Here is a 26896-nt window from a genome sequence, read left to right on the forward strand (position 1 = left end):
AGATTATTATGAAGAAAGTAGTAAAATTCGGCGGCAGCTCCCTCGCGAGCGCAGAGCAGTTTAAGAAGGTCGGAGACATCATCCGCGCAGATGAGGGAAGAAGATACGTGGTACCTTCCGCTCCTGGAAAACGAAATTCTGCTGATACGAAAGTAACCGATATGCTGTATGACTGCTATCGCACTGCAGTTGCTGGAAGAGATTTCAAGAAGAAACTGCAGAACATCAAAGCGAGATATCAGGAGATCATCGACGGTCTGAACCTCAGCCTGGATCTTTCCCCGGAATTTGAAAAAATCGCAGAAAACTTTGCCGCAGCAGCCGGAGAGGACTACGCCGCATCCCGCGGAGAGTACCTGAACGGTATCGTGATGGCAAATTATCTGGGATATACGTATATTGATTCTGCAGAAGTGATCTGCTTCGACGAGAACGGAAACTTCCTTGCAGACAAGACTGACGAAGTGCTCTCCGAGCGTTTAAAAGATCTGGATAACGCAGTCGTTCCTGGATTCTACGGCGCAAAACCGGACGGAAGCGTAAAAACCTTCTCCCGCGGCGGATCCGATATCACTGGTTCCATCGTGGCAAAGGCCGTACACGCTGACATCTACGAGAACTGGACCGATGTTTCCGGTTTCCTGGTAACCGATCCGCGTATCGTCAAGGATCCGGAAGTCATTTCCACCATTACCTACCGTGAGCTGCGTGAGCTTTCCTACATGGGAGCTACCGTCCTTCATGAGGACTCCATCTTCCCACTCCGTCAGGAGGGAATCCCGATCCACGTGCTGAACACCAACGCACCGCAGGATCCGGGAACCATGATTGTGGAGAACACCTGCAGCAAACCGAAATTCACCATCACCGGTATCGCCGGAAAGAAAGGCTTTGCATCCATTACGGTTGAGAAGAGCATGATGAATACCGAGATCGGCTTTGGCAGAAAAGTGCTCGGTGTTTTTGAGGACAACAATCTTTCCTTCGAACATATGCCGTCCGGCATCGATACCATGACGGTATTTGTTCATCAGAGTGAGTTTGCAGCAAAAGAACAGCAGGTTATCGCAGGACTGCATCGTGCCGTACAGCCGGATTCTATTGATCTTGAATCCGATCTGGCGCTGATTGCTGTTGTAGGACGCGGCATGAGAAGAACGAGAGGCACAGCCGGAAGGATTTTCTCCGCACTGGCGCATGCACACGTTAATGTCAAGATGATCGATCAGGGTTCCAGCGAGCTCAACATCATCATTGGCGTTGAAAACCGCGACTTTGAAACAGCAATCAAAGCAATTTATGATATCTTTGTCGTAGCGCAGATCTAAAATGAATCTATAAAAAATCTCTGTCAGGAGTCTGAACTTCCGACAGAGATTTTTTTATGGTTTTTATGCCGCCGTATCGCGGGATTCTTTTCGAATGGTGAATGTAAAAATACAGATTACCACACAACAGATGATCCAGGTCGTCGGTTCGCAGAAGCCGCCGCAAGCGTTCACCTCTCTCCACGGGAATGTCAGCGGATTTTCAAAGCGTATCTGCACCGGACGCCGATGGAATATCTGCAGTGGAGACGGATTCTCGCAGCGGCAGACGATCTGCGGAACACAAACGAATTTTGCCCTTGTCGTTTTTGGGAACAGATGGTATAATCATTTCATAAATGCAAGACATTTGTGAAAAAATATCATAAAGGAACGAGGATGCAAGATGAAACGACGAGTATTACTGAAATTGAGCGGAGAAGCTCTTGCAGGAGAGAAACACACCGGTTTTGACGAGCCGACCGTCACAAAAGTGGCAAAACAGGTAAAAACTCTGGTAGACCAGGGGATTGAAGTCGGCATCGTAATCGGAGGAGGAAACTTCTGGAGAGGACGCAGTTCCGAAAATATCGACCGTACCAAAGCAGACCAGATCGGTATGCTGGCAACCGTTATGAACTGTATCTATGTATCAGAAATCTTCCGTTCCCAGGGAATGATGACCGCAGTTCTGACTCCATTTCCATGCGGAGAGTTCACAAAAGGATTTTCCAAAGACCGTGCAAACAAATATTTCCAGCACAACATGGTTGTATTCTTTGCCGGCGGTACAGGCCATCCATATTTCTCAACCGATACGGCAACCGTACTTCGCGCGATCGAGATCGAGGCAGACGAGATTCTGCTTGCAAAAGCAGTAGACGGTGTCTACGACAGCGATCCGAAAACAAACCCGGATGCAAAGAAATTTGACGAGATTTCCATTCAGGAAGTCATTGAAAAGGATCTGAAAGTGGTAGATATGACCGCATCCATCCTTTGCAAGGAAAACAAAATGCCGATGCTGGTATTTGGTTTAAATGAAGAGAACAGCATTGTAAATGCTGCAAACGGAAAAATTAACGGCACAAGAGTAACGGTATAATTAATAAAAATTCAGCAGTAAAACACTTGCTGTTTTACTGCGTAAGAAAATGATTCAGGTGTGAGCAGCTCTCCTTTTGCGAAGCAAAACTTTAAATGAGAGCTGCGAATGTCACAGTTCGCAGAACTGTGACCGTATAAGAGATAGCAGGAGGACAAATTTAATATGGCAAATCAGATCGACGAGAGAGTAAAACCGTTTGAGGTAAAAATGGGCAAATCCATTGCAAGCCTCGATTCCGAATTCGGAACCATCCGCGCAGGCCGTGCAAACCCGCACGTACTGGACCGCATTACTGTAGATTACTATGGAACACCGACTCCGCTGCAGCAGGTGGCAAACATCTCTGTTCCGGAAGCACGTATGATCCAGATCCAGCCGTGGGAAGCATCCCTGGTAAAAGAGATCGAGAAAGCGATCATGATGTCTGACCTTGGTATCAACCCGTCCGATGACGGAAGAGTCATCCGTCTGGTATTCCCGGAGCTTACCGAGGACCGTCGTAAAGAGCTGGTAAAAGAGGTAAAGAAAAAAGCAGAGGGCGCAAAGGTAGCCATCCGCAACATCCGCCGCGATGCCAATGATGCGTTCAAGAAACTTGCCAAAGAGGACGTTTCCGAGGACGAAATCAAAGAGCTCGAGGAGCAGACCCAGAAATTAACAGACAAATATATCAAAGAAGTAGATCAGATGGTGGACGTAAAATCCAAAGAAATTATGACCGTGTAATACAAAGAAAACGAGGGGCTGCCTGTCATTTGCAGGCAGCCTGTTATCGTTTACGGAGGAAAAAAGTATGGATAATGAATTAAAAGTGCCGAATCACATCGCCATCATCCTGGACGGAAACGGCAGATGGGCGAAAAAACGCAATATGCCGCGCGGCTACGGCCATATCGTCGGATGCGACAATCTGGAAAAAATGTGTGACGTGATCAAAGACATGGGTGTCAAATATCTGACCGTCTATGCGTTCTCAACCGAGAACTGGAAACGCTCCCGCGCCGAGGTGGAGGGCCTCTTAAAGCTGTTCCGCCAGTATCTGAAACGATGCATCAAAAAAGCACATAAAAATCAGATGCGCGTCAAAATCATCGGAGATCCGAGCGCATTCCCGCAGGATATTCAGGACAGCATTCATGAACTGGAGGAGTGCTCCAAAGATTACGATCACATGTACTTCCAGATCGCAATGAACTACGGTTCCCGTGATGAGATCCTGCGCGGCATGACCCGTATGATCGAGGATGTGAAAAACGGAACTCTCGCAGAGAATGCGTTTGATGAGAACGGAAAACTGACGGAGCAGTGTTTTGAGAGCTACCTCGACACCGCCGGAATCCCGGATCCAGATCTTCTGATCCGTACAAGCGGCGAGCAGCGCCTTTCCAACTACCTGATGTGGCAGCTGGCCTACACGGAATTTTACTTTACCGAGGTTCCGTGGCCGGATTTCCACGAAGAGGAATTGAGAAAAGCTATCGAACAATATAATAACAGAGACCGGCGTTACGGCGGCGTGAAGGAGGAATAAAAAAGATGTTTAAGACAAGACTGTTAAGCGGCATCGTGCTCGTCCTTGTGGCGCTGCTTACGATCTGCAGCGGCGGAACCGTGCTCTATATGACGGTTCTGTGCCTGTCGCTGATCGGCGCAGGAGAGCTGTTCCGCGTGATGAAGGTAAGAGAAGATAAATGGAATCTGTTGGAAATTACGGGCTATGCGGGCGTTGTGATTTTCTATCTGTCCCTGCTGCTTCATGACCCGATGTACCAGATGCTCGCGCTGATCCTGGATCTCGTGCTTCTGATGGCAGTATACGTATTTACTTATCCGAAATACAACGCCAATCAGGTGATGCCGGCGTTCTTTGCGATTGTCTATGTCGGCGTAATGCTTTCCTATGTATATCAGACCCGTATGCTGGACGGCGGAAAATTCCATGTATGGCTGATTTTCCTGTGCTCCTGGGGCTGCGATACGTGTGCATACTGTGTCGGCGTACTCTTTGGAAAACATAAAATGGCACCGGTTTTAAGCCCGAAAAAATCCGTAGAAGGGGCTGTCGGCGGTGTCGTCGGAGCGATTCTGCTCGGCATCATCTATGCGGCTGCGACAAAGGGCGGCATGGTGGAATACGCCATCATCTGCGGTGTCGGCGCGCTGATCTCTATGGTCGGAGACCTTGCGGCATCCGCAATCAAACGAAATCAGGGCATCAAGGATTACGGAAAGCTGATTCCGGGCCACGGCGGTATTCTCGACCGCTTCGACAGCGTGATCTTTACCGCACCGATCATCTATTTCCTGTCGGTGCTTCTGATTCATTAAAAAAGCTTCCCCTACAGCATAAACGGGAAGCAGATGGGAGAAACTGGGATATGAAGAAAATAGCAATTCTTGGTTCAACCGGTTCGATCGGAACCCAGACCCTCGATGTCGTGCGTGCCAACGGCGATCTTGAGGTGGTCGGCATCAGCGCCGGAAGTAATATTACACTGCTCGAGCAGCAGATCCGGGAATTTCATCCGAAGTTTGCGGCAGTCGGCGATGAGGCGAAAGCGGCAGAACTCCGTGACAGAGTGAAGGATCTTCCTGTAAAAATCGGCAGCGGCATGGACGGCATGATCGAGCTTGCCACGATGCCGGAGAGCGAAATCCTTGTGACAGCGATCGTCGGCATGATCGGCATCCGCCCGACGGTTGCGGCGATGAAGGCAGGAAAAGACATTGCATTGGCAAACAAAGAGACACTGGTAACGGCGGGACACATTATTATGCCGCTGGCAGAGGAATGCGGTGTACAGATCCTTCCGGTGGACAGCGAGCACTCGGCGATTTTCCAGTGCCTGCACGGGGAAAACAGAAAAGAAATTGAAAAACTTCTGATTACTGCATCCGGCGGTCCGTTCCGCGGAAAAACAAGAGCGGAGCTCGAAAACGTAACGGTAGAGCAGGCGCTCCGTCATCCGAACTGGTCGATGGGGCACAAGATCACGATTGATTCCGCGACACTCGTTAACAAAGGACTGGAAGTCATGGAAGCAAAATGGCTGTTCGGTGTTGATCTCGACCACATTCAGGTTGTGGTACAGCCAAAGAGCATTATCCATTCCATGGTAGAATTTAAAGACGGCGCTGTCATGGCACAGCTTGGCACACCGGATATGAAACTGCCGATCCAGTACGCACTGTATTACCCGGAGCGCCGCTTCCTTGCAGGCGACCGCCTCGACTTTGCGGCGCTGACACAGATCACGTTTGAAAAACCGGATATGGATACCTTCCTCGGCCTTCCGATGGCAATGCAGGCGTCCCGGAGGGGCGGCTCCATGCCGACGGTCTTCAATGCGGCAAATGAACGCGCCGTTGCACTGTTCCTCGCGAAGAAGATCCGTTTCCTCGAGATTTACGACGTGATCGCCGGTGCAATGGAAGCACACAAAACGATTGCCGATCCGACGCTGGAGCAGATTCTCGCGGCGGAGCAGGAGACGTATGAATGGATTGCGAACAGATATAAGATGGGAGAATAAGACAGCATGATTGTAAAAATCCTGATAGCCGTACTCATTTTCGGAATCACCGTCATTATCCATGAGCTGGGGCATTTTCTTTTGGCGAAAGCGAATGGTATTACCGTGACGGAATTTTCGATCGGCTTTGGCCCGACGGTGGTAAAGACAGAAAAAGGAGGAACGGTCTATTCCTTAAAACTTCTGCCTTTCGGCGGTGCGTGCCAGATGCTCGGCGAGGACGGTGAAGAGGAGGGGGAAGGAACCTTTAACAGCAAATCCGTGTGGGCAAGAATTTCCGTCGTTGCGGCGGGACCGGTGTTCAACATGATTCTGGCATTTTTCTGCGCAATCTTTGTGATCAGTTACGCGGGAAGTTCCCCGGCGCGCGTCACAGAAGTGGCAGACGGTTCGCCGGAGGCAGAGGCAGGCCTGGAAGCGGGAGATATCATCACTTCCTATGAAGGAAGACATATTTCCATCGGAAAAGAGCTGAACTCTGTGATGACGGTACGGGGTGTGCCGACGGATGAGATTACGCTGGAGGTTAAAAAGGCCGACGGGGAAAAGAAAACGATCACATATGAACCGACGGTGACAACGCGGTATATGATGGGCTTTAACTACGATGACTGTGACCGCGGCATGGAATTCACGTATGTGCAGCAGAATATGCCGCTTGCCGCTGCGGGTGTTGTCGCGGGCGACCTGCTCGTATCGATCAACGGAGCGCCGATCACCTGTGTGGCAGATTTTACTGCTTACCAGACAGAGCATCCTTTCGATGGAAGCGCTGTGACGCTGGAGTATGAGCACAGCGGAAAGACGAAAGAGATTACGGTGACACCGGTTGAAAATACGTATGCGAATGTACAGTTTTCGTATCAGCTCCGGGAGAAACAGTCCCCGATCGGCGTGCTGAAATACAGCGTGCTGGAGATCAAATACTGGGTGCGCACCGTCATTGACAGCGTCAGTATGCTGATCACCGGACAGTATTCTGTGAACGATCTTTCCGGCCCGGTCGGCGTGGTGGATGCGATCGGAACCGCCTATGATGATGTAAAATCGCAGGGCGTTTTGGTTACGGTGATGACGATGCTGAACATGGTGATTCTGCTGTCATCGAACCTTGGCGTCATGAACCTGCTGCCGCTCCCGGCACTCGACGGCGGACGGCTTGTTTTTCTGATCATAGAAGCCATCCGCAGAAAACCAATCCGGCGAGACCTGGAGGGTATGGTTCACTTCGCGGGCCTGGTGCTTCTGATGGCGTTGATGGTCTACGTCATGATCCACGACGTCCAGCGGATCCTGTAAATCGAAAAATGAAAAGCAACAAAGCCTCATATTCTGCATACCATAAAAGGAGTGCAGGATATGGGGCTTTTTTATGAAAAATTTGCGTATGCAGCAGGAAATGACTGACCGCGGGCGGCTGGAAATCCGGGTAAATACAAGAATCCAGGCGCGGCCTGTTTCCGGGGCGCGGGTGACGGTTTCGTATACGGGAGATCCGCAGAATGTGATCGAGGAGCTGATTACCGACGGGGACGGCAGAACGGAGACGCTGGATCTGGCGACGCCGCCGCTCGAGTACAGTCTGGAACCGAATGTGAATCAGCCGTATTCCGAATATACGGTGAAAGTGGAGGCGGAAGGGTATGAACCGGTTGAAGTGACGGGCTCCGAGCTTCTTTCAGGAGAACAGTCCGTCCAGCAGGTGGACCTCAAACTGGCAGAGGGCGCAGCGTTTGCGGATGTGACGATCCCGGACCATACGTTGTTCGGCGAATATCCGGCGAAAATTCCGGAAAGTGAGATCAAGCCGACGAGGGAGAGCGGTGAGATTGTGCTGTCCCGTGTCGTGATCCCGGAGTATATCATCGTCCACGACGGAGCGCCGACCGACAGCACGGCACGCGACTATTATGTGCGGTACCGCGACTACATCAAAAACGTGGCGTGCTCGGAAATCTATGCAACATGGCCGGATGCGGCGATCCGGGCGAATATCCTCGCAATCATGTCATTTACGCTGAACCGTGTCTATACAGAATGGTACCGCAACAAGGGATACGATTTTACGATCACTTCGTCGACGGCCTACGATCACAAATGGATTTACGGCAGGAATATTTTCGACAGCATTTCCCTTGTGGTCGATGAGATTTTTGCTGATTACCTGTCGCGCCCGAATGTGAAACAGCCGATTCTGACGCAGTACTGTGACGGAAACCGTGTGAGCTGCCCGAACTGGATGAGCCAGTGGGGGTCCAAAAACCTGGCGGACCAAGGGTATTCAACGATTCAGATTCTCCGCAATTATTATGGAGACAATATGTATATCAACACGGCGGAGGAGATTTCCGGCATCCCGTCCTCCTGGCCGGGGTATGACCTCACCATCGGCTCGTCCGGGAACAAGGTACTGCAGATGCAGGAGCAGCTGAACGTGATTGCGGAGGTGTATTCATCGATTCCGACGGTCTATGAAAATGGCTATTTCGATGAAGAGACGCAGGACGCCGTCGAAGCGTTCCAGCGGCTGTTCGGCCTGCCGGTTTCCGGCATTGTGGATTATCCGACGTGGTACAAAATCCAGTCGATTTATGTGGCTGTGACGAGGATTGCGGAGCTGCAGTAGGTATACAAAAGTCTTTATAAGGGGCGTGTTTTCTGCGAAAAAACGCGGAAAATGCGCCTTTTCTGCGGCTTTTGAAACGGATCAGAAAAATTTTAAAACTGTCAAGAAAAAATACTTGACACCCAGCATCATTTCGTGTATGATAACCAAGGTGATCGCAATGGAAAAAATATTGGAACAGACATTACTGTATGATTTTTACGGCGAACTTCTGACTGAACATCAGCGTCAGGTATATGAGGACGTGGTGCTCAACGATTTTTCCCTGAGCGAGGTTGCGGCAGCGCGGGGCATTTCCCGCCAGGGAGTTCACGATCTGGTCAGACGCTGCAACAAGACACTGGAAGAGTATGAAGAAAAGCTTCATCTGGTACAACGCTTTGTGCAGATCCGGGAGAATGTAAACGAGATCCGAAAGCTGACAGACCCTTCTGGTGATACCCCGAAAGAAGATGTGATGCAGCGGATTGCAGCAATTGCATCGGATATATTAGAGGAGCTTTGAGCATGGCATTTGAAAGTTTAACCGAGAAACTCCAGAATGTTTTCAAAAATCTCAGAAGCAAGGGCCGCCTGACCGAGGCGGATGTAAAGACTGCGCTGAAGGAAGTAAAAATGGCACTTCTCGAGGCGGATGTCAGCTTCAAAGTAGTAAAACAGTTTATCAAATCCGTACAGGAGCAGGCAGTCGGACAGGACGTCATGAACGGACTGAATCCGGGTCAGATGGTCATTAAAATCGTAAATGACGAGCTGGTCAAGCTGATGGGTTCCGAGACAACGGAAATCGCACTGCGCCCGGCGAGTGAAGTTACCATTATTATGATGGCAGGTCTTCAGGGAGCCGGTAAAACAACCACAACCGCAAAGATTGCAGGAAAGTTAAAAGCCAAGGGAAGAAAACCTCTCCTTGCAGCCTGCGACGTATACCGCCCGGCAGCGATCAAACAGCTGCAGGTCAACGGAGAAAAGCAGGGCGTGGAAGTGTTCGCCATGGGAGATAAAAACCGTCCGGTGGATATCGCAAAGGCAGCGCTGGTGCATGCAAAGACAAACGGCTTTAACGTATTGATTCTGGATACCGCAGGCCGTCTGCACATCGATGAAGAGATGATGCAGGAGTTACAGGATATCAAAGCGGCTGTTCCTGTGGATCAGACCCTTTTGGTAGTAGACGCTATGACCGGACAGGACGCAGTCAATGTGGCCGAGATGTTCAGCAATAAAGTCGGCATCGACGGTGTAGTACTTACAAAATTAGATGGTGACACCAGAGGCGGTGCGGCACTTTCAATCCGTGCAGTTTCCGGCAAACCAATTCTCTATGTCGGCATGGGCGAAAAGCTTTCGGATCTGGAGCAGTTTTATCCGGACCGTATGGCGTCCCGTATCCTCGGCATGGGCGATGTGATGAGCCTGATTGAAAAAGCGCAGGCAAACATCGACGAAGAAAAAGCAAAAGCCATGGAACAGAAGATGAAGAAGGCGCAGTTCGACTTCAACGATTATCTGGATTCCATGGAGCAGATGCGCAATATGGGCGGCATCTCCAGCATCCTGAATATGCTTCCGGGCGTCGGCGCGAAAATGAAGGGCCAGGATCTTGAGAGCATGGTGGATGAAAAAGACATGGCAAGAAAGGAAGCTATTGTACTTTCTATGACGCCAAAGGAAAGAGAAAACCCGGATCTCATCAATCCGTCGAGAAAGCAGAGAATTGCAAAAGGCGCCGGTGTTGACATCGCGGAGGTAAACCGTTTCATCAAACAGTTTGAACAGTCAAGAAAAATGATGAAACAGATGACCGGAATGGTCGGTAAGGGTGGTAAAAGAGGAGGATTCAAACTTCCCTTTTAGCATAAAAGAAAAAATATAAATAAATACATGAATTTACAATGGAGGTAAAGAAAAATGGCAGTAAAAATGAGATTAAGAAGAATGGGACAGAAGAAAGCTCCTTTTTATAGAATCGTTGTAGCAGATTCCAGATCCCCAAGAGACGGACGTTTCATCGAGGAGATCGGAACTTACGATCCGAACCGCGAGCCGAGCGCAATCAGCTTCAACGAGGAGGCTGCTAAAAAATGGCTGGCTAACGGCGCACAGCCGACCGAAATCGTTGCCAAACTCTTAAAACAGGCTGGTATCGAGAAATAATTCATACGGGGGTATCTTGTAATGAAAGAACTTATCGAAGTAATTGCAAAATCTCTGGTTGATCATCCATCTGAGGTAGTTGTGACAGAAACCGTCAGCGGTGATGACCTTCTGCTGGAACTCAAAGTAGATCCGTCAGATATGGGAAAAGTCATCGGACGTCAGGGACGCATTGCAAAAGCAATCCGTACGGTTGTAAAAGCAGCTTCCTCAAAGAGCGACAGAAAAGTTGTCGTAGAAATTTTACAGTAAGTAAAAGATAGGAAAAGGAACCGACAGTTGTTGCCGGTTCCTTTCTTTACGCGGGCAACGAGACAAAGTCCGTGCTTGCACGGGACCTTGGCGACTGCCGCGATAACTTGAGAAACTCGCAAAGCGTGTTTCTCAAGTCGCAATACACAGTAGAACTGGTTGGAAAGGGTTTTTGAATGGAAGAATATTTGCAGATTGGCGTAATTACCACAACCCACGGCGTACGCGGTGAGGTAAAGGTATACCCGACGACAGATCCGGAGCGTTTTCTTTCTCTGGACCGCGTTTTTCTCGATACAGGAAAAGAAAAAAAAGAACTCCATGTAACTGGCGTGCGTTTTTTCAAACAGCTTGCCATTGTAAAATTCAAAGGAATTGACAACATCAACGATATCGAACGGTATAAAGGCTGCAGCCTCTATGTGACGAGAGAGGATGCCATTCCGCTGGAAGAGGACGAATACTATATCGCAGACCTGCAGGGAATGCAGATGTACACCGAGGACGGCGAACTGTTCGGCACGCTCCGCGATGTGATGGAGACCGGTGCGAACGACGTCTATATTGTAGATTCGAAAGAGCACGGAGAGGTTCTGATTCCGGCGATCCATGACTGCATTCTGGATGTGGACCTGGATGAGCAGAAGATGACGATTCACCTTCTTCCGGGCCTGATTGACTGATAAAGAGAGTAAAGAACGATGAAATATCATATTCTGACGCTGTTTCCCGAGATGATCGAGCAGGGGCTGCACACCAGCATCCTCGGAAGAGCCATCAACAACGGCTATATTTCCCTCGAGACGACGAATATCCGGGATTTTTCAGCAAATAAATTCAACCGCGTGGACGATTACCCGTACGGCGGCGGTGCGGGCATGGTCATGGAGGCGGAGCCGGTGTTCCGCGCCTACCAGTCGGTAGCCGAAAAGATCGGGAAAAAGCCGCGCACGGTCTATCTGACACCGCAGGGAAAAGTACTGAACCAGACGATGGTGGAAGAGCTGGCGCTTGAGGACGATCTTGTGCTGCTCTGCGGCCACTATGAGGGCATCGATGACCGCGTACTGCAGGAAGTGGTAACGGACTATATCTCGATCGGGGATTATGTTTTAACAGGCGGAGAACTCGGTGCAATGGTGCTGGTGGATGCGGTATCGCGGTTTGTGCCGGGTGTCTTAAGCAACGAGGAATCTTCGCAGTTTGAGTCACTGCAGGACAACCTGCTTGAGTATCCGCATTACACAAGACCGGAGACATGGCACGAGAAAAAAGTTCCGGAGGTGCTTCTTTCCGGTGACCACAAAAAGATCGAAGCATGGCGCCATGAGGCCTCTCTGGTGCGGACAGCCGAGCGGCGGCCGGACCTTCTGGAAAATGCATTCCAGATTTCCTGCGCATGCAATGAAAAAGAGGAATCGTCTGCCTGGGCGCACGATCTTTTGGCAGGCATGACACGCTATGGTGTAAGCCTTGATCTCGGACGAAAGAAGATCCGGAAACAGAAAAATCTGTTTGATGACCATGATCTGCTGATTCTGCAGCTTCCGGGAACGCTTGAGGAGGGCATGAAAGCAAAGAGCGAGTATATCCGCAGCTTTGCCGGAAAAGAAACACCGCTGGTGTTTTTGTGCCCGGACGGATTCTCAGAAGAGGAAGAAAAACTCGAAGAGCAGCTGGAAAAAAACGGTTTCCGTCTGGTCGCACGGCTTACCGGCATACCGTCCGCGGACGGCCTGCAGCGGTTTTCTTTCGCGCTTCGCAGTCTGCTGTACAGCGGCGAATGGAAAGTGAAAAAAATACTTGCATCTGCGGATGCATTATAGTATAATATATCTTGTTGTGAGTAAAGAGATGGTCCGCTGTTGCAAAAAGGCATTAAGAACATCCAGGGTAAAAAAAGGAGATAAAGAAATGAACGACATTATTAAGAAAATCGAAGATGCACAGTTAAAAGCAGAAGCACCGGAGTTCCGCGTTGGTGATACCGTTAAAGTTTACGGTAAAATCAAAGAGGGTAACCGCGAGCGTATCCAGGTATTCGAAGGCGTTGTCCTGAAAAGACAGGGCGGCGGAAGCAAAGAGACCTTCACTGTTCGTAAGAGTTCTAACGGCGTAGGCGTTGAGAAAACATGGCCGGTACACTCTCCGAACGTTGAGAAAGTAGAAGTTATCAGACGTGGTAAAGTAAGACGTGCGAAACTGAACTACTTAAGAGATCGTGTTGGTAAAGCAGCGAAAGTGAAAGAGCTGGTAAAATAATAAGTCGTTAAAAGGATGGCCGGAGGAACATGAGCAATTGTGTTTCTCCGGTTTTGTCTTACGGAGAATTACACTATGGGTATGAATACCAGATATGTAAAAGAATATTTCTACAAGAAAAAGATCCGTTCCATGTTTGTATGGAATCTGGAAATCATCGCAGCGATTCTTCTTGCGGCGGCATTTTCCTGGTTTTTCTGCAGAAGTGTCGTGGTGCAGGAGGGCTCGATGGAGCCGACTCTCGTGCCGGGGGAGCGTGTGCTGATGGACTCCGCCTGGTACCGCTTAAGTTCTCCGAAACGCGGGGATATCATCGCGTTCCGGACGAGTGAGGACAAGAAGGCGAGCATCCACATCAAGCGTGTGATTGCGCTGCCGGGCGAGACGGTACAGATCAAAGACGGACAGATCCTCATCAACGGGGAAGTCTATAATGAAAAAGATGAATTTCCGGCCATCACAAACGCGGGACTTGCCTCCGAGCCGATCACGGTCGGGAAGGGACAGTACTTTGTACTCGGCGACAACCGGAACAACAGCGAGGACAGCCGCCACAACGGCATGGGACTCGTGGATTCGGACCGCATTGTCGGAAAGCTCTGGTTTACGATTTCGCCGTGGAAGAAAATCGGTTTCGTGTAAACGCAGCATAGAAGGAGAAGAAACATGAATTATCAGTGGTACCCGGGTCATATGACGAAGGCCCGCAGACAGATGCAGGAAGACTTAAAGCTCATCGACCTGATGATTGAGCTGGTCGATGCGAGAGTTCCTGCAGCGAGCCGCAACCCGGATATAGATGAACTTGGAAAGAACAAAGCACGGCTGATCCTGCTGAACAAATCGGACCTTGCCGATGAGCGCGGAAACGATGCCTGGATGGAATATTTCAAGGGAAAGGGATATTCTGTTGTGAAGGTCAATTCCCGTTCCGGAGCCGGCATGAAAGCGATCAACAGCGCCGTACAGGAGGCCTGCAAAGAGAAAATCGAGCGCGACCGCAAACGCGGCATCCTGAACCGTCCGGTCCGCGCGATGGTTGTCGGTATTCCGAACGTCGGAAAATCGACATTTATCAATGCGTATGCGGGCAGAGCCTGTGCGAAGACCGGAAACAAACCGGGCGTCACGAAGGGAAAACAATGGATCCGTCTGAGCAAACAGCTGGAGCTTCTGGACACACCTGGTATCCTGTGGCCGAAGTTTGAGGACCAGCAGGTGGGACTGCATCTTGCGATGATCGGTTCCATCAACGATGAGATCCTGAACGTGGAGGAGCTGGCGCTGTCCGTCATCGATTATCTGACGGCAGAGTATCCGGGAACGCTGGAGAAACGCTTTGGCTTTGAAGGTGTGACGGATCGTGTGGAAATCCTGGGTGAGATTGCGCGTGTGCGCGGCTGCCTGAAAAAGGGAAATGAGCTCGATTACGAAAAAGCAGCACGGCTTCTGATGGATGATTTCCGGAGCGGAAAGCTCGGCAGAATCACGCTGGAAAAACCGGAATAAATGGATTTATCAAAATAAAAAATGCGGAGAATAACGATGACAGAGAAAAAACAATCGATATCCGCCATACGGGAAATTTTTGCGGCAGCTCGGAGACGGAGCTGCCCGCCCTTTATCTGGAATATGAAGAGGATTCCCGTGCTGGCGTACAAAATCTGATTCAAAAATACCAGAAACAGGAAGAGGCCTTAAAAAAAGAGCGCGAGCGCACGGAACAGATGAAGATCTACGAGCACAAATATGAGGATCTTGGCTGGATCTGCGGCATCGACGAGGTCGGAAGAGGCCCTCTGGCGGGCCCTGTGGTCGCAGGTGCGGTCATTCTGCCGCGTGACAGTAAAATCCTGTATCTGAACGATTCCAAGCAGCTGACGGCCAAAAAACGCGACGAGCTGTACGATGTGATCATGCGCGAGGCAGTGGCCGTCGGCATCGGCTATGCCTCCCCGGCGCGGATCGACGAGATCAATATTTTACAGGCAACGTACGAGGCGATGCGGGAGGCGATCAGCAAGCTTTCCGTGAAGCCGGATGTACTCTTAAACGATGCGGTGAAAATCCCGCAGGTGGACATCCGCCAGGTGCCGATCATCAAGGGAGATGCCAAGAGTGTTTCGATTGCGGCGGCAAGTATTGTTGCGAAGGTGACAAGGGACCGCCTGATGGAAGAGTACGACAAGGTGCTTCCGGGCTACGGTTTTGCATCGAACAAGGGCTACGGTTCGGCAGAGCATATCGCTGCTTTAAAAGAAATCGGCCCGTCACCGATCCACCGGCAGTCGTTTATCGGCCATTTCGTGTAAAGGCACCGCATCAAAAAAGGAGAGGGTATCGCATTTGAACCAGCGGGAAGTAGGAACGAGACAGGAGAGCCGTGCGGCAGAATATCTGGAAAGCCTGGGATATCACATCCTGGTGCGGAATTTCCGGTGCCGCTTCGGTGAGATCGACCTGATCGCAAAACAGGACGACACATACATTTTTATCGAAGTAAAATACCGCACCGGCCGGACAGCCGGAGACCCGACAAGCGCCGTGGATGGAAAGAAACAGAAGAAAATTTCAAAAACAGCAGATTACTACCGCATGCTCCACCAGATCCCGATGGATGTGCCCTGCCGCTTCGACGTCGTGGCAGAGACACCGGAGGAGATCCGCGTCTATGCGAACGCGTTTTATTATCAGGGGAGCGGCTGGTAGGAAGGGAGTTTTTATGATACCAATTCAATGGAAACAAAACGATAAAAAAACGATGCATGTCAACGAGGCGGAAAACGGCGTGGTCTATCTGACCTGGCCGGCGATTGAGAAAATTGAGGGCATCCGCCATGCATTTTCCACACGGATCGGCGGGGTGAGTAAGGAACATCTTTCCAGCATGAATCTCAGCTTTTCGCGCGGCGACGATCCGGCGAATGTGCGGGAGAATTACAGAAGATTCTGTGAGGCGGCGGGGTTTGAAGTGGAAAACATTGTTACCTCCGATCAGGCACACACGACGAAGGTCCGTTATGTGACGAAAGCAGACTGCGGCAGCGGCGTGACAAGAGACCGCGATTTTCATGATATTGACGGTATGATCACTGACGAGCCGGGCGTCGTACTTGCGACATTCTATGCGGACTGCGTGCCGCTCTACTTTGTCGACCCGGTGCACCGTGTAATTGGACTTTCACATTCCGGCTGGCGTGGAACGGTCCACAAGATGGGACAGGCAACGCTCGATGCGATGCACGAACGGTTTGGAACAGAAGCAAAAGATGTGATCGCAGCCGTCGGCCCGTCGATCTGCCAGGACTGCTACGAGGTGAGCGGTGACGTGATCGAAGAGTTCCGGGCAGCATTCCCGGAAACACTGCATGAGAAACTGTTCTACGGAAAACCAGATGGAAAATACCAGTTAAATCTCTGGGAGGCGAATCATCAGATCCTTCTTGCGGCAGGAGTGCCGGAGAAGCAGATTCATCTGCCGAACCTCTGCACCTGCTGCAACCCGGATTTCCTGTATTCCCACCGTGCATCGAAGGGAAAAAGAGGAAACCTCGCGGCATTCCTTTCCCTGGTCTGAAAACAGGATCGAAAACAGAATAGAAAGCATCAAAAAACGGACCTGGAAAAAACAGATCCGTTTTTTTGCTGTATGCATCCGGCGGACACAAAATCGATTATCTGTGTTTTGCCAGCAGCTTATTGATTTTCTCTGTCGTAGACTGTACTTTTGCAACGGATACGTCGTGGTTAAGCGTATCGATAATGCTTGCCATATATTTGCTCATCTCAGCCGGCTCATACCAAGGACGGGAAACGAGTTCCGGTGTACGGTAGGTCAGGTCGGTGGTGATGACTTTGCTGATATAGCCTTTCTCATAGTAAGCATCGAATTTCTCCAGACCATCGGTGAAGAGGCCGAAGGTGGTGCAGACAAAGACGTGGTCAGCGCCGCGCTCTTTGACCTGTTTTGCAACGTCAAGCATACTCTCACCGGAGGAGATCATATCGTCGATGATGACAACATCTTTTCCTGCTACGGAATCGCCGAGGAACTCATGTGCCACGATCGGGTTTTTTCCGTTTACGATGGTGGAGTAATCTCTTCTCTTATAGAACATACCCATATCGACGCCGAGCACGTTGGAGAAGTATACGGCACGCGCCATCGCTCCCTCGTCCGGGCTGATGATCATCAGATGATCGTTGTCGATCGTCAGATCCGGAACGGAACGAAGAAGGGCTTTTAAAAACTGGTAGGTTGGCATGAAGTTGTCAAAGCCGCCGAGCGGAATTGCGTTCATGACACGAGGATCGTGTGCGTCGAAGGTGATAAAGTTGGAAACACCCATGTTCATCAGCTCCTGCAGAGCAAGTGCGCAGTCGAGAGACTCACGTTTGGTGCGCTTATGCTGTCTTCCTTCATAAATGAAAGGCATGATTACGTTGATCCGGTGTGCTTTTCCCGTTGCAGCAGCGATGATACGTTTCAGATCCTGATAATGGTCATCCGGTGACATGTGGTTCTCGTAGCCGCAGACCTTGTAGGTGATGCTGTAGTTGCAGACATCAACCAGGATGTAAAGATCGGCACCGCGGACGGATTCGTTGATCTTTCCTTTTGCTTCGCCGGAACCGAAACGCGGGCACTCGCAGTCAATCAGAAAAGAATCCTCGGAATATCCGGAAAAGGAAACCCCGTTGCGGCGCTCGGCGAGCTCTTTACGGAACTGAACCAGATACGAATCGACTTTTTTTGCCATTTCCATACTGCCCGGCAGAGCTGCGAGCTTTAACGGGGCGACCGGAATGGAATTTTCAAGTAAATCTAAATTAGCCATACAAACCTCCAGTAATCGACATATTTTACAAAGCTTTTTCTTCCTATTTATATCATCGAAACAAAGGGCGCGTCAAGCAAAAAACGAAAGAATCCTTGCTTTTTGTGCAGGTTGTTGTTATTATAATGAATGAATGTCCGCTGGCTATGCAGAGTTCTGCTGCCTTTCGGACAGAAAATGAAGGAAAAGGAAAGGCCATAACGTAATATCTGTGAAAAACAAAACGAAACACATCATAAAGAAAATAGAACCGGGCAGTATTGCCGAAGAGCTTGAACTGGAACCGGGAGACGAACTGCTTCGTGTCAACGGGGAAGAAATCGAGGACGTTTTTGATTACCATTCCAGACCAACGACTCCTATCTGGAACTCACGATCCGGAAGAAAAACGGGGAAGAATGGGATCTGGAGATTGAAAAAGAGTACGACGAGGAAATCGGCATCACATTCGAGAACGAGTTCATGGATCAGTACCGTTCCTGCAGCAACAACTGCATTTTCTGCTTCATCGATCAGATGCCGCCGGGAATGCGTCCCACCTTGTATTTTAAGGATGACGATTCGCGTCTGTCCTTCCTGCAGGGAAACTATATTACACTGACCAACATGAGCGACCACGATATCGACCGGATTATCCGCTACCATCTGGCACCGATCAATATTTCGTTCCAGACAACGAACCCGGAGCTCCGCTGCAAAATGCTGCACAACCGTTTTGCGGGCAATATCTTTCCGAAGGTCCAGCGCCTTTACGAGGCGGGAATCGAGATGAATGGACAGATTGTGCTCTGCAAGGGATACAACGACGGCGCAGAGCTGGAGCGCAGTATTTCAGATCTGTCAAAATATCTGCCGCATCTGAAAAGTGTTTCGGTTGTCCCGGTCGGACTTTCGAAGTACCGCGACGGACTGGCGCCTCTGGAACCGTTTACCAGGGAGGATGCAAAAGAAGTTCTTGCCACGATTCACAAATGGCAGAAAAAGCTGTATGAACAGTGGGGACTTCACTTTATCCATGCTGGTGATGAATGGTATCTGCTGGCGGGAGAGCCGATCCCGGAGGAGGAAAATTACGATGGCTATATCCAGCTGGAAAACGGAGTGGGAATGCTCCGGCTTCTGGAAGACGAGGTTGCGGAAGAACTTTCGAAACGAGAAGGGGACGACCGTCACCGCCATGTAACGATTGCGACCGGAAAAGCTGCGGCGCCGTCGTTGGAAAAACACATGCAGAAAATTCGTGAAAAATATCCGAATGTACAGGCGGAGGTTGTCACGATTATCAACTATTTCTTTGGAGAATCCATTACCGTATCCGGTCTGATTACCGGAAAGGATCTGATGGAGCAGTTAGAGGGAAGAGATCTTGGCGACTGCCTGCTGCTTCCGTGCAACATGCTCCGTTCGGGAAAAAACGTCTTTCTCGACGATGTGACGGTGGAAGAGGTGGAAGAGCGCCTGAAAACACCGGTACAGATTATCGATGAGCCGGGCAGCGACCTGGTGAAAGCCGTTGTGGAGGAAAACCAGGAGACGATACACAGAAGGAGAACAATGTATGAGCAAGCCGATTGTAGCAATTGTGGGCCGGCCGAACGTGGGTAAATCCACCCTGTTTAATGTATTAGCCGGAGACAATATTTCGATTGTAAAAGACACACCGGGTGTAACCCGTGACCGTATTTATGCCGACGTGGAGTGGCTGAACCACAAATTTACGCTGGTAGACACCGGCGGTATTGAGCCGGAATCCAAAGATATCATTCTCTCCCAGATGAGAGACCAGGCGCAGATCGCCATTGATACCGCAAATGTCATCATCTTCATCACTGACGTCCGTCAGGGCCTTGTAGATGCCGATGCAAAAGTAGCTGATATGCTCAGAAGAAGCCGCAAGCCGGTTGTGCTGGTGGTCAACAAAGTCGACAACTTCGACCGTCAGATGATGGATGTTTATGAATTCTATAACCTCGGCATCGGAGAGCCGCACGCCATTTCCGCATCCGGAAAGCTCGGCATCGGCGATATGCTCGATGAGGTGACAGGATACTTTGAACCGGAGATGGAAAACGAGGAGGAGAGCGAGATTCCGCGCATCGCCATTGTTGGAAAACCGAACGTCGGAAAATCCTCCCTGGTCAACAAACTGCTGGGCTCGAACCGTGTCATCGTATCCGACATCGCCGGAACGACGCGCGATGCGATCGATACCACGATCATGCACAATGGAAATGAATATATTTTCATCGATACCGCAGGTCTTCGAAAGAAAAACAAGATCAAAGAGGAGCTGGAGCGGTACAGCATCATCCGTACAGTATCTGCCGTAGAGCGCGCAGATGTCGTCGTTCTTCTGATCGATGCAACCGAGGGTGTCACCGAGCAGGATGCCAAAATTGCCGGTATCGCCCATGAGCGTGGAAAAGGTATGATCATTGCGGTAAATAAATGGGATGCCTTGGAAAAAGATGACAAGACGATCTACCGCTTTACCGAAAAAGTAAGAAATACACTGGCTTACATGCCGTACGCAGAGCTTCTTTTCATCTCTGCGAAGACAGGACAGCGTCTTCCGAAGCTGTTCGAGACGATCGACATGGTTCTGCAGTACCAGAACCTGCGCGTACAGACCGGTGTCCTGAACGAGATTCTGACCGAGGCAATGGCAATGCAGCAGCCGCCGTCAGACCGTGGAAAACGACTGAAAATCTACTACATGACACAGGTTTCGGTCAAACCGCCGACATTTGTTATTTTCGTCAACGACAAAGAACTGATGCATTTCTCCTATGTTCGATATCTGGAGAATAAAATCAGAGAGTCGTTCGGCTTCCGCGGCACACCGCTGAAATTCATCATCAGAGAACGAAAAGAGAAGGAGCAGTAAAGAGTTATGGTACGGATCATATGCCTTTTGATCGGATACGCATTTGGCCTTTTTCAGACCTCATATATTTATGGAAGGACGAAGGGAATTGATATCCGGGAACACGGCAGCGGAAACGCAGGAACGACCAACGCGCTCCGGACTTTAGGGAAAAAGCAGGCGCCATCACGCTTGCCGGCGACTGCATCAAATGCATTCTGGCGGTCCTGACGGTACGCCTGATCTTCGGTGCATCGCACCCGGAACTGCTGAAACTGCTGACGGTGTATGCTGCGGCCGGAACGATTCTCGGCCACAACTTCCCGTTTTACTTAGGCTTCCGCGGCGGAAAAGGAATCGCTGCGACCGCGGGTCTGATTATCTCGTTTGACTGGAGAATCACGCTGGTCTGTGCAGCGCTGTTTTTCCTGAATCTTGCAGTAACACACTATGTTTCCCTCGGTTCCATGATGGTTTACGTTGTCTTTTTTGCAATGGCCGTTATCATGGGACAGGCGGGCTGCTTTGCGCTGGAACCGCCGTATCTCTATGAGATGTACGTGGTGATCGCACTTCTTGCCGTGCTTGCCTTTTGGGAGCACCGTGCAAACATCAAGCGTCTCATCGCGGGAACAGAGCGGAAAACGTATTTATCCAAAAAGTCGGAGAAATAAAATATGGCAAAGATTAGCATCATCGGAGCAGGAAGCTGGGGAACCGCCCTCGGCCTCCTGCTCTGCAACAACGGGCATGACGTGACGATCTGCTCGGAAAATGAAAAGGAAATTAAGAGCTTAAAGGAACACAGAGAGCATCTGACGAAGCTTCCGGGCGTAAAACTGCCGGATGAAATGAAATTCACCTGCGATGTGCGCGGCTCCCTTTCCGGACAGGACATCCTTGTAATGGCAAAAGCATCCCCGTACGTGCGAACCACATGTAAAAAGTATGCGGCGGATATTCCGGACGGCCAGCTCATCGTCAATGTGGCAAAAGGCGTGGAAGCCGATACCCTGATGACGATGTCTCAGATCATCGAGGAGGAAGTGCCGGGAGCGAATGTCGTTGTTCTCTCCGGACCAAGCCACGCAGAGGAAGTCGGCCGCGGCCTGCCGACCACGATCGTTGTCGGCGCGCATGACCGCGAGAGCGCACTGTATGTGCAGAATGTGTTCATGAGTCCGGTCTTCCGCGTTTACACAAGCCCGGACATCACGGGAATTGAACTTGGCGGAGCTCTGAAAAATGTCATCGCACTGGCAGCCGGAACGGCGGATGGTCTTGGCTACGGCGACAATACGAAAGCGGCTCTGATTACCCGCGGGATCGCGGAAATTGCACGGCTCGGCACGGCGATGGGTGCCCATGCGGAAACCTTCTACGGTCTTTCCGGTATCGGCGACCTGATTGTAACGTGTGCTTCCGTTCACAGCCGGAACCGGAAAGCCGGATACCTGATCGGCCAGGGCAGAACGATGCAGCAGGCGATGGATGAGGTTCAGATGATCGTCGAGGGCGTCTATTCCGCAAAAGCGGGTCTTACCCTGTCGAAAAAATTCGGAATCGAAACGCCGATCATTCAGGCCGTCAATCAGGTTCTGTTTGAAAACAAAAACCCGAAACAGGCTGTGGATGAACTGATGCAGCGTATGAAAAAAGACGAACTCGCCCCGGATCTCTGGGAGCGGTAAAAATAAGAAACCTGTCACTTCTGTGAAATGATACAGAGACGGCAGGTTCTTTTTTGTGCAGACCGAAATTTTTCAGCAAAAATACGGGAAAAAGATGACAATACTTTCGAAATCAAGTATAGTAATAGAAAGCGGAATAATTTTAACTGAAAAGATGCGGAGGAAAATACAGCAGGAGGAAGAAAGAATGAGAGGAGTAGAAACAAGAATTCAGGAAATCCGCCATGCCATTTTTACGGAAGTTGCAAAAATGGCGTATGACGTGGACTCTCCGGTGGAAAAGACGATCGAGGAAATTCCTTACCGTGTAATTCCCGGTGAGGTCGGAAATTTTAGAAATGATGTGTTTCTGGAGCGGGCGATTGTAGGAGAGCGGCTTCGCCTTGCAATGGGACTTCCGTGCAGAAGCGCGGCAGAGCACGCCCCGATCTCGGACAATATCAAACTGGCGGACCAGGCGGAGACGTATTATACACCGCCGCTCATTAATGTCATCAAATTTGCATGCAACGCCTGTCATGAAAAACGGGTTCTGATCACGGAGGGATGTCAGGGGTGTCTTGCACATCCGTGCGTGGAAGTCTGTCCGAAAAAGGCCATTACGCTGGACCGCACCAATGGACGATCCTATATTGATCAGGATAAATGCGTCAAATGTGGTCAGTGTGCCAAGGTATGCGGATACCAGGCTATTATTATTCAGGAGCGTCCGTGTGCGAGAGCCTGCGGAATGGATGCCATCGGTTCAGACGAGAACGGAAAAGCGGATATCGATTACGAGAAATGTGTATCCTGCGGCCAGTGTCTCGTCAACTGCCCGTTCGGCGCTATTTCGGACAAATCCCAGATCTTCCAGGTAATCCGTGCGATCCAGTCGGGAGAGCGCGTCTATGCAGCGCTGGCACCGGCGTTTGTCGGCCAGTTCGGACCGAAAGTAACGCCTGGAAAACTGCGTGCGGCGATGAAAAAGCTCGGTTTTGCGGATGTCTTTGAAGTTGCGATCGGAGCGGATCTCTGTGCGGCACAGGAGGCAGAGGATTTTGTGAACGAAGTTCCGGAGAAACTGCCGTTTATGGCGACATCCTGCTGTCCGGCCTGGTCTGTAATGGCGAAGAAACTGTTCCCGGATTACGCAAGCTGTATCTCGATGGCACTGACCCCGATGACGCTGACGGCGCGTCTGATCAAGAAACACAATCCGAATGCGAAGGTTGTCTTTGTCGGACCGTGTGCGGCGAAAAAACTGGAGGCCATGCGCCAGTCTGTCCGCAGTGAGGTGGACTTCGTTCTGACGTTTGAAGAGATGTCGGGCATTTTCGATGCGCGCCAGGTAGATGTGAGTGCACTTGAGGAAGATCCGGACGGCGTCAGCGATGCATCGGTGGACGGAAGAAACTTTGCTGTCTCCGGCGGCGTTGCAAAATCTGTGGAAAATGTAATCCGTGAAAAATACCCGGACCGCGAAATCAAGATGGCAAATGCAGAAGGTCTGAAGGAATGCCGGAAACTGCTGACAATGGCGAAGGCCGGAAAGTACAACGGTTATCTTCTCGAAGGCATGGCCTGTCCGGGCGGATGCGTGGCAGGAGCCGGCACGATGCAGTCGATCAAAAAGTCACAGGCGGCAGTCAACAAATATGCGGCGCAGGCAAAACACAAGATTTCCAGCCAGACAGAATATGTAAAAGAACTGGACAAGCTGGTAGACTAAAAAGAACAGCAAGGTGGAGAAAAAAGTGAAAAAGAAAAGAAAGATGGGCTTTGCGGCAGCGATTCTTGCAATGGTACTTTTGTTTGCAGGATGCGGCCAGACAGAGACAAAGACGGAGAGCAGCGGGACAAAAAGCACAGGATCAGAAAGTACAGTATCAGAAAGTACGCAGACAGAGAGCAGCACAGCGGCATCGGAAACAGAAGATGAGACACTGGTCCATGTGCTTGCATTAAAAGGACCGACCAGCATGGGAATGGTAAAAATGATGAGCGATAACGACAGCAAAGAGTCACCTGCGGACACGTTTGAACTTGCCGCTGCCCCGGATGAGGTCAGCGCAAAACTGGTACAGGGAGAGGTGGATATCGCCGCGGTTCCTGCGAACCTTGCAAGCGTACTCTACAACAAGACAAACGGCGGCGTGCAGGTGCTCGCAGTCAATACGCTCGGTGTCCTTTATATCGTCGAGGACGGCGATACCGTACATTCCATTGCGGATCTGAAAGGCAGAACCATTTATGCGGGCGGCAAAGGTGCAACTCCGGAGTATGCTTTGAATTATATCCTCGAAAAGAACGGCCTCGTACCGGGTGAGGACGTAACGATCGAGTGGAAGAGCGAACACGCCGAGTGCGTGGCAGCACTTGCAGAAGATGCCGATGGAATCGCCATGCTGCCGCAGCCGTTTGTAACGACGGCACAGACGAAAAAAGAAACGCTGCGCACCGCACTTGACCTGACCGAAGAATGGAACAAAATCCAGGAGTCCGAAGGAACGGCGAGCACACTGGTGACAGGTGTTACCGTTGTGCGCACTGCCTTTGCCAAGGAGCATCCGGAAGCAGTTGCAGACTTCATGGAAGCTTACCAGGCATCCGTATCCTACGTAACCGAAAACACTGATGAGGCGGCAAAACTGATCGGGGATTATGACATTGTTCCGGAGGCAGTCGCAAAGAAAGCGCTTCCGGCATGCAACATTGTCTGCATCACCGGTGATGAGATGAAAGAGAAGCTTTCCGGTTATCTCGGTGTACTCAAAGACCAGAACCCGGAGGCAGTCGGAGGAGAACTTCCAGGAGATGACTTCTATTATTCCGAATAAAAACAAAAAAGAGAAACAGAGAAAAACGAAGCTCTGGCCGATCGTGTTCTGGCTTATGATCTGGCAGGCGGTAAGCGTTTTTGTCGGGCAGGAGATCCTTCTGGCATCTCCTGCTGCTGTTTTGAAACGCCTTTTTACGCTTGTAACAGAACAGGTCTTCTGGCAGTCCCTGCTGTTTTCCGGAGCACGCATCGGAGCCGGATTCCTTCTTGGTGCGGCGGCGGGAATTGCAGGAGCTGCACTTGCCGGTCGGTTTTCCATTGCAGAAGAACTCCTGACGCCGCTGGTTGCAGCAGTGAAAGCAGTGCCGGTCGCTTCTTTTGTGATTCTGATCCTGATCTGGGTTTCTTCGAAGAATCTTTCGGTTGTGATTTCGTTTCTGATGGTATTTCCGATCCTGTATACAAACACGCGGAACGGCCTACGGGAACTGGACACAGCGCTTTTGGAGATGACAGACGTTTTTCAGGTTCCGCGGCCGGTGCGGCTGCGCTGGGTGATCCTGCCGCAGCTGTACCCATATATCCGGACGGGATGTTCACTTTCCCTCGGCCTTTGCTGGAAGGCCGGAACGGCAGCAGAAGTAATCGGCATTCCGAACCGATCCATCGGAGAGCATCTGTATCAGGCAAAAATATATCTCGACACACCGGGACTCTTTGCCTGGACGGCAGCGATCGTGTACGTCAGCTTCTGTCTCGAAAAAGCTGTTTTAAAAGGAATGGATCTTGCAGAAAAAAGGATGCTGGTGATGAAATGAGAGAAGATACGATTGAAATCTGCCATCTGAAAAAAGCGTATGGAGAACACGTTATTTTTTCGAATCTTACGATGGAACTGAAAAAAGGAGCAGTGACCTGTCTGATGGCTCCTTCCGGGGCTGGAAAGACAACCCTGCTGCGGATTCTGGCAGGCCTGGAGCAGGCGGACGGCGGAAAAATCGGGGGACTGGAAGCCTTAAGAAAAAGTATGGTTTTTCAGGAACCGCGGCTGGCAGAAGAACTGACAGCTGCAGCCAATATCCAGCTCGCGGTAAGGCGCCGCATGTTTGGAAAAGAAAAAAGAAGCTCCCGTCATCTTGTGGAGGAGATGGAGGAACTCGGCCTTTCGGGCTGTGAAAACCAGGCTGTATCGGAACTGTCGGGCGGCATGCGCCAGCGGGTGGCGGTTCTGCGGGCCATGCGCATGGACGCAGATTTCCTCCTTTTGGATGAGCCGTTCCGGGGACTGGATGCGGGGACGAAAAAGAAAACGATGAACTATATCCGCAGAAAAGGAAAAGAAAAAACGATGCTTCTGGTCACGCATGATTTAGAAGAAGCCGAAGCAATGGGGGACTGGATCTGCACCTGCAGCAGACTGGATGGTATCCTCGAAATAAAGAGAAACAGAAAAAGCAGCACAGAAATCTGAAACGGAAAGAAACAGATTTTCTGT

At 50.5% G+C, this 26896-nt stretch carries 27 protein-coding genes and 3 pseudogenes; 29 read left to right on the top strand and 1 reads right to left on the bottom strand.

Going from position 1 to position 26896, the window contains the following annotated elements; genetic code table 11:
• The first annotated feature begins 8 nt into the window (after positions 1–8).
• The 21 genes and pseudogenes from DXA55_RS01495 to pgeF all read left to right on the top strand — a co-directional run bounded on the left by DXA55_RS01495 (position 9) and on the right by pgeF (position 16822).
• On the top strand, positions 9–1328 hold the full coding sequence (locus tag DXA55_RS01495) for an aspartate kinase (RefSeq protein WP_117800910.1): 1320 nt from the start codon (positions 9–11) through the stop codon (positions 1326–1328).
• 75 nt (positions 1329–1403) lie between these two features.
• Positions 1404–1655 carry a helix-turn-helix domain-containing protein gene (locus DXA55_RS19480; protein WP_442857654.1) on the top strand — a complete coding sequence of 84 codons (252 nt, stop codon included), beginning with the start codon at positions 1404–1406 and terminating at the stop codon, positions 1653–1655.
• A gap of 58 nt (positions 1656–1713) precedes the next feature.
• Complete coding sequence (gene pyrH / locus DXA55_RS01505; protein ID WP_022461497.1) at positions 1714–2412, top strand: UMP kinase; 699 nt, start codon at positions 1714–1716, stop codon at positions 2410–2412.
• Between the two features lie 210 nt (positions 2413–2622).
• On the top strand, positions 2623–3141 hold the full coding sequence (frr, locus tag DXA55_RS01510; protein WP_373141022.1) for a ribosome recycling factor: 519 nt from the start codon (positions 2623–2625) through the stop codon (positions 3139–3141).
• Positions 3142–3208: 67 nt separating this feature from the next.
• Positions 3209–3946, top strand: a complete 738-nt coding sequence (gene uppS / locus DXA55_RS01515) for a polyprenyl diphosphate synthase (protein WP_022461499.1) — start codon at positions 3209–3211, stop codon at positions 3944–3946.
• A 5-nt stretch (positions 3947–3951) separates the two neighbouring features.
• A complete protein-coding gene (locus tag DXA55_RS01520) occupies positions 3952–4743 on the top strand; it encodes a phosphatidate cytidylyltransferase (RefSeq protein WP_022461500.1) in 792 nt (263 codons plus the stop codon).
• Between the two features lie 50 nt (positions 4744–4793).
• Positions 4794–5948 (top strand): 1-deoxy-D-xylulose-5-phosphate reductoisomerase, encoded by a 1155-nt coding sequence (locus DXA55_RS01525; RefSeq protein WP_117812869.1) that lies wholly within the window; start codon positions 4794–4796, stop codon positions 5946–5948.
• A 6-nt stretch (positions 5949–5954) separates the two neighbouring features.
• The gene (gene rseP / locus DXA55_RS01530) at positions 5955–7247 is read left to right on the top strand and encodes an RIP metalloprotease RseP (RefSeq protein WP_022461502.1); all 1293 of its coding nucleotides are present in this window, start codon (positions 5955–5957) and stop codon (positions 7245–7247) included.
• A 73-nt stretch (positions 7248–7320) separates the two neighbouring features.
• Complete coding sequence (locus DXA55_RS01535; RefSeq protein WP_022461503.1) at positions 7321–8574, top strand: peptidoglycan-binding protein; 1254 nt, start codon at positions 7321–7323, stop codon at positions 8572–8574.
• A 160-nt stretch (positions 8575–8734) separates the two neighbouring features.
• The gene (ylxM, locus tag DXA55_RS01540; protein ID WP_330377042.1) at positions 8735–9079 is read left to right on the top strand and encodes a YlxM family DNA-binding protein; all 345 of its coding nucleotides are present in this window, start codon (positions 8735–8737) and stop codon (positions 9077–9079) included.
• 2 nt (positions 9080–9081) lie between these two features.
• Positions 9082–10431 carry a signal recognition particle protein gene (gene ffh / locus DXA55_RS01545; RefSeq protein WP_117509057.1) on the top strand — a complete coding sequence of 450 codons (1350 nt, stop codon included), beginning with the start codon at positions 9082–9084 and terminating at the stop codon, positions 10429–10431.
• A gap of 54 nt (positions 10432–10485) precedes the next feature.
• On the top strand, positions 10486–10731 hold the full coding sequence (gene rpsP / locus DXA55_RS01550; RefSeq protein WP_022461506.1) for a 30S ribosomal protein S16: 246 nt from the start codon (positions 10486–10488) through the stop codon (positions 10729–10731).
• A gap of 21 nt (positions 10732–10752) precedes the next feature.
• Positions 10753–10983: a KH domain-containing protein gene (locus tag DXA55_RS01555; RefSeq protein WP_022461507.1), complete on the top strand. Its 231-nt coding sequence runs from the start codon at positions 10753–10755 to the stop codon at positions 10981–10983.
• Positions 10984–11159: 176 nt separating this feature from the next.
• A complete protein-coding gene (rimM, locus tag DXA55_RS01560; protein WP_022461508.1) occupies positions 11160–11666 on the top strand; it encodes a ribosome maturation factor RimM in 507 nt (168 codons plus the stop codon).
• Between the two features lie 18 nt (positions 11667–11684).
• Positions 11685–12809: a tRNA (guanosine(37)-N1)-methyltransferase TrmD gene (trmD, locus tag DXA55_RS01565; RefSeq protein WP_117760368.1), complete on the top strand. Its 1125-nt coding sequence runs from the start codon at positions 11685–11687 to the stop codon at positions 12807–12809.
• An 88-nt stretch (positions 12810–12897) separates the two neighbouring features.
• Entirely contained in the window at positions 12898–13245 is a 348-nt protein-coding gene (gene rplS, locus DXA55_RS01570) for a 50S ribosomal protein L19 (RefSeq protein ID WP_022461510.1), read from the top strand.
• A 75-nt stretch (positions 13246–13320) separates the two neighbouring features.
• Positions 13321–13887: a signal peptidase I gene (gene lepB, locus DXA55_RS01575; protein ID WP_022461511.1), complete on the top strand. Its 567-nt coding sequence runs from the start codon at positions 13321–13323 to the stop codon at positions 13885–13887.
• 24 nt (positions 13888–13911) lie between these two features.
• Positions 13912–14754 (top strand): ribosome biogenesis GTPase YlqF, encoded by an 843-nt coding sequence (gene ylqF / locus DXA55_RS01580; RefSeq protein WP_022461512.1) that lies wholly within the window; start codon positions 13912–13914, stop codon positions 14752–14754.
• Between the two features lie 36 nt (positions 14755–14790).
• Positions 14791–15557, top strand: a pseudogene (locus tag DXA55_RS01585) (ribonuclease HII).
• A 34-nt stretch (positions 15558–15591) separates the two neighbouring features.
• Positions 15592–15954 carry a YraN family protein gene (locus tag DXA55_RS01590; RefSeq protein WP_022461514.1) on the top strand — a complete coding sequence of 121 codons (363 nt, stop codon included), beginning with the start codon at positions 15592–15594 and terminating at the stop codon, positions 15952–15954.
• A gap of 13 nt (positions 15955–15967) precedes the next feature.
• Entirely contained in the window at positions 15968–16822 is an 855-nt protein-coding gene (gene pgeF / locus DXA55_RS01595; protein WP_242998332.1) for a peptidoglycan editing factor PgeF, read from the top strand.
• A gap of 97 nt (positions 16823–16919) precedes the next feature.
• On the opposite strand, the gene DXA55_RS01600 is transcribed toward pgeF, so the two are convergent.
• Positions 16920–18083, bottom strand: a complete 1164-nt coding sequence (locus DXA55_RS01600) for a ribose-phosphate pyrophosphokinase (protein ID WP_022461516.1) — start codon at positions 18081–18083, stop codon at positions 16920–16922.
• Positions 18084–18294: 211 nt separating this feature from the next.
• On the opposite strand from DXA55_RS01600, the pseudogene DXA55_RS01605 reads away from it, so the two are divergent.
• The 8 genes and pseudogenes from DXA55_RS01605 to DXA55_RS01640 all read left to right on the top strand — a co-directional run bounded on the left by DXA55_RS01605 (position 18295) and on the right by DXA55_RS01640 (position 26872).
• Positions 18295–19688, top strand: a pseudogene (locus DXA55_RS01605) (DUF512 domain-containing protein).
• On the top strand, positions 19642–20970 hold the full coding sequence (gene der, locus DXA55_RS01610; RefSeq protein ID WP_117812871.1) for a ribosome biogenesis GTPase Der: 1329 nt from the start codon (positions 19642–19644) through the stop codon (positions 20968–20970). Before DXA55_RS01605 ends, der begins: the two are co-directional and overlap by 47 nt.
• A 6-nt stretch (positions 20971–20976) precedes the next feature.
• Positions 20977–21623: pseudogene (plsY, locus tag DXA55_RS01615) on the top strand (glycerol-3-phosphate 1-O-acyltransferase PlsY).
• Between the two features lie 3 nt (positions 21624–21626).
• Positions 21627–22640, top strand: coding sequence for an NAD(P)H-dependent glycerol-3-phosphate dehydrogenase (locus DXA55_RS01620; RefSeq protein WP_117812872.1), 1014 nt, complete (start codon positions 21627–21629; stop codon positions 22638–22640).
• Between the two features lie 187 nt (positions 22641–22827).
• Positions 22828–24351, top strand: a complete 1524-nt coding sequence (locus DXA55_RS01625) for a 4Fe-4S dicluster domain-containing protein (RefSeq protein WP_117812873.1) — start codon at positions 22828–22830, stop codon at positions 24349–24351.
• 25 nt (positions 24352–24376) lie between these two features.
• Complete coding sequence (locus tag DXA55_RS01630) at positions 24377–25459, top strand: ABC transporter substrate-binding protein (protein WP_242998333.1); 1083 nt, start codon at positions 24377–24379, stop codon at positions 25457–25459.
• A complete protein-coding gene (locus tag DXA55_RS01635; protein ID WP_117812874.1) occupies positions 25437–26219 on the top strand; it encodes an ABC transporter permease in 783 nt (260 codons plus the stop codon). The genes DXA55_RS01630 and DXA55_RS01635 overlap by 23 nt, the downstream gene beginning before the upstream one ends.
• The gene (locus DXA55_RS01640) at positions 26216–26872 is read left to right on the top strand and encodes an ATP-binding cassette domain-containing protein (protein WP_070100780.1); all 657 of its coding nucleotides are present in this window, start codon (positions 26216–26218) and stop codon (positions 26870–26872) included. The genes DXA55_RS01635 and DXA55_RS01640 overlap by 4 nt, the downstream gene beginning before the upstream one ends.
• Positions 26873–26896 lie beyond the last annotated feature (24 nt).

Source organism: Blautia sp. OF03-13, from assembly GCF_003460685.1.
GTDB classification, from domain to species: Bacteria; Bacillota; Clostridia; order Lachnospirales; family Lachnospiraceae; genus Fusicatenibacter; species Fusicatenibacter saccharivorans.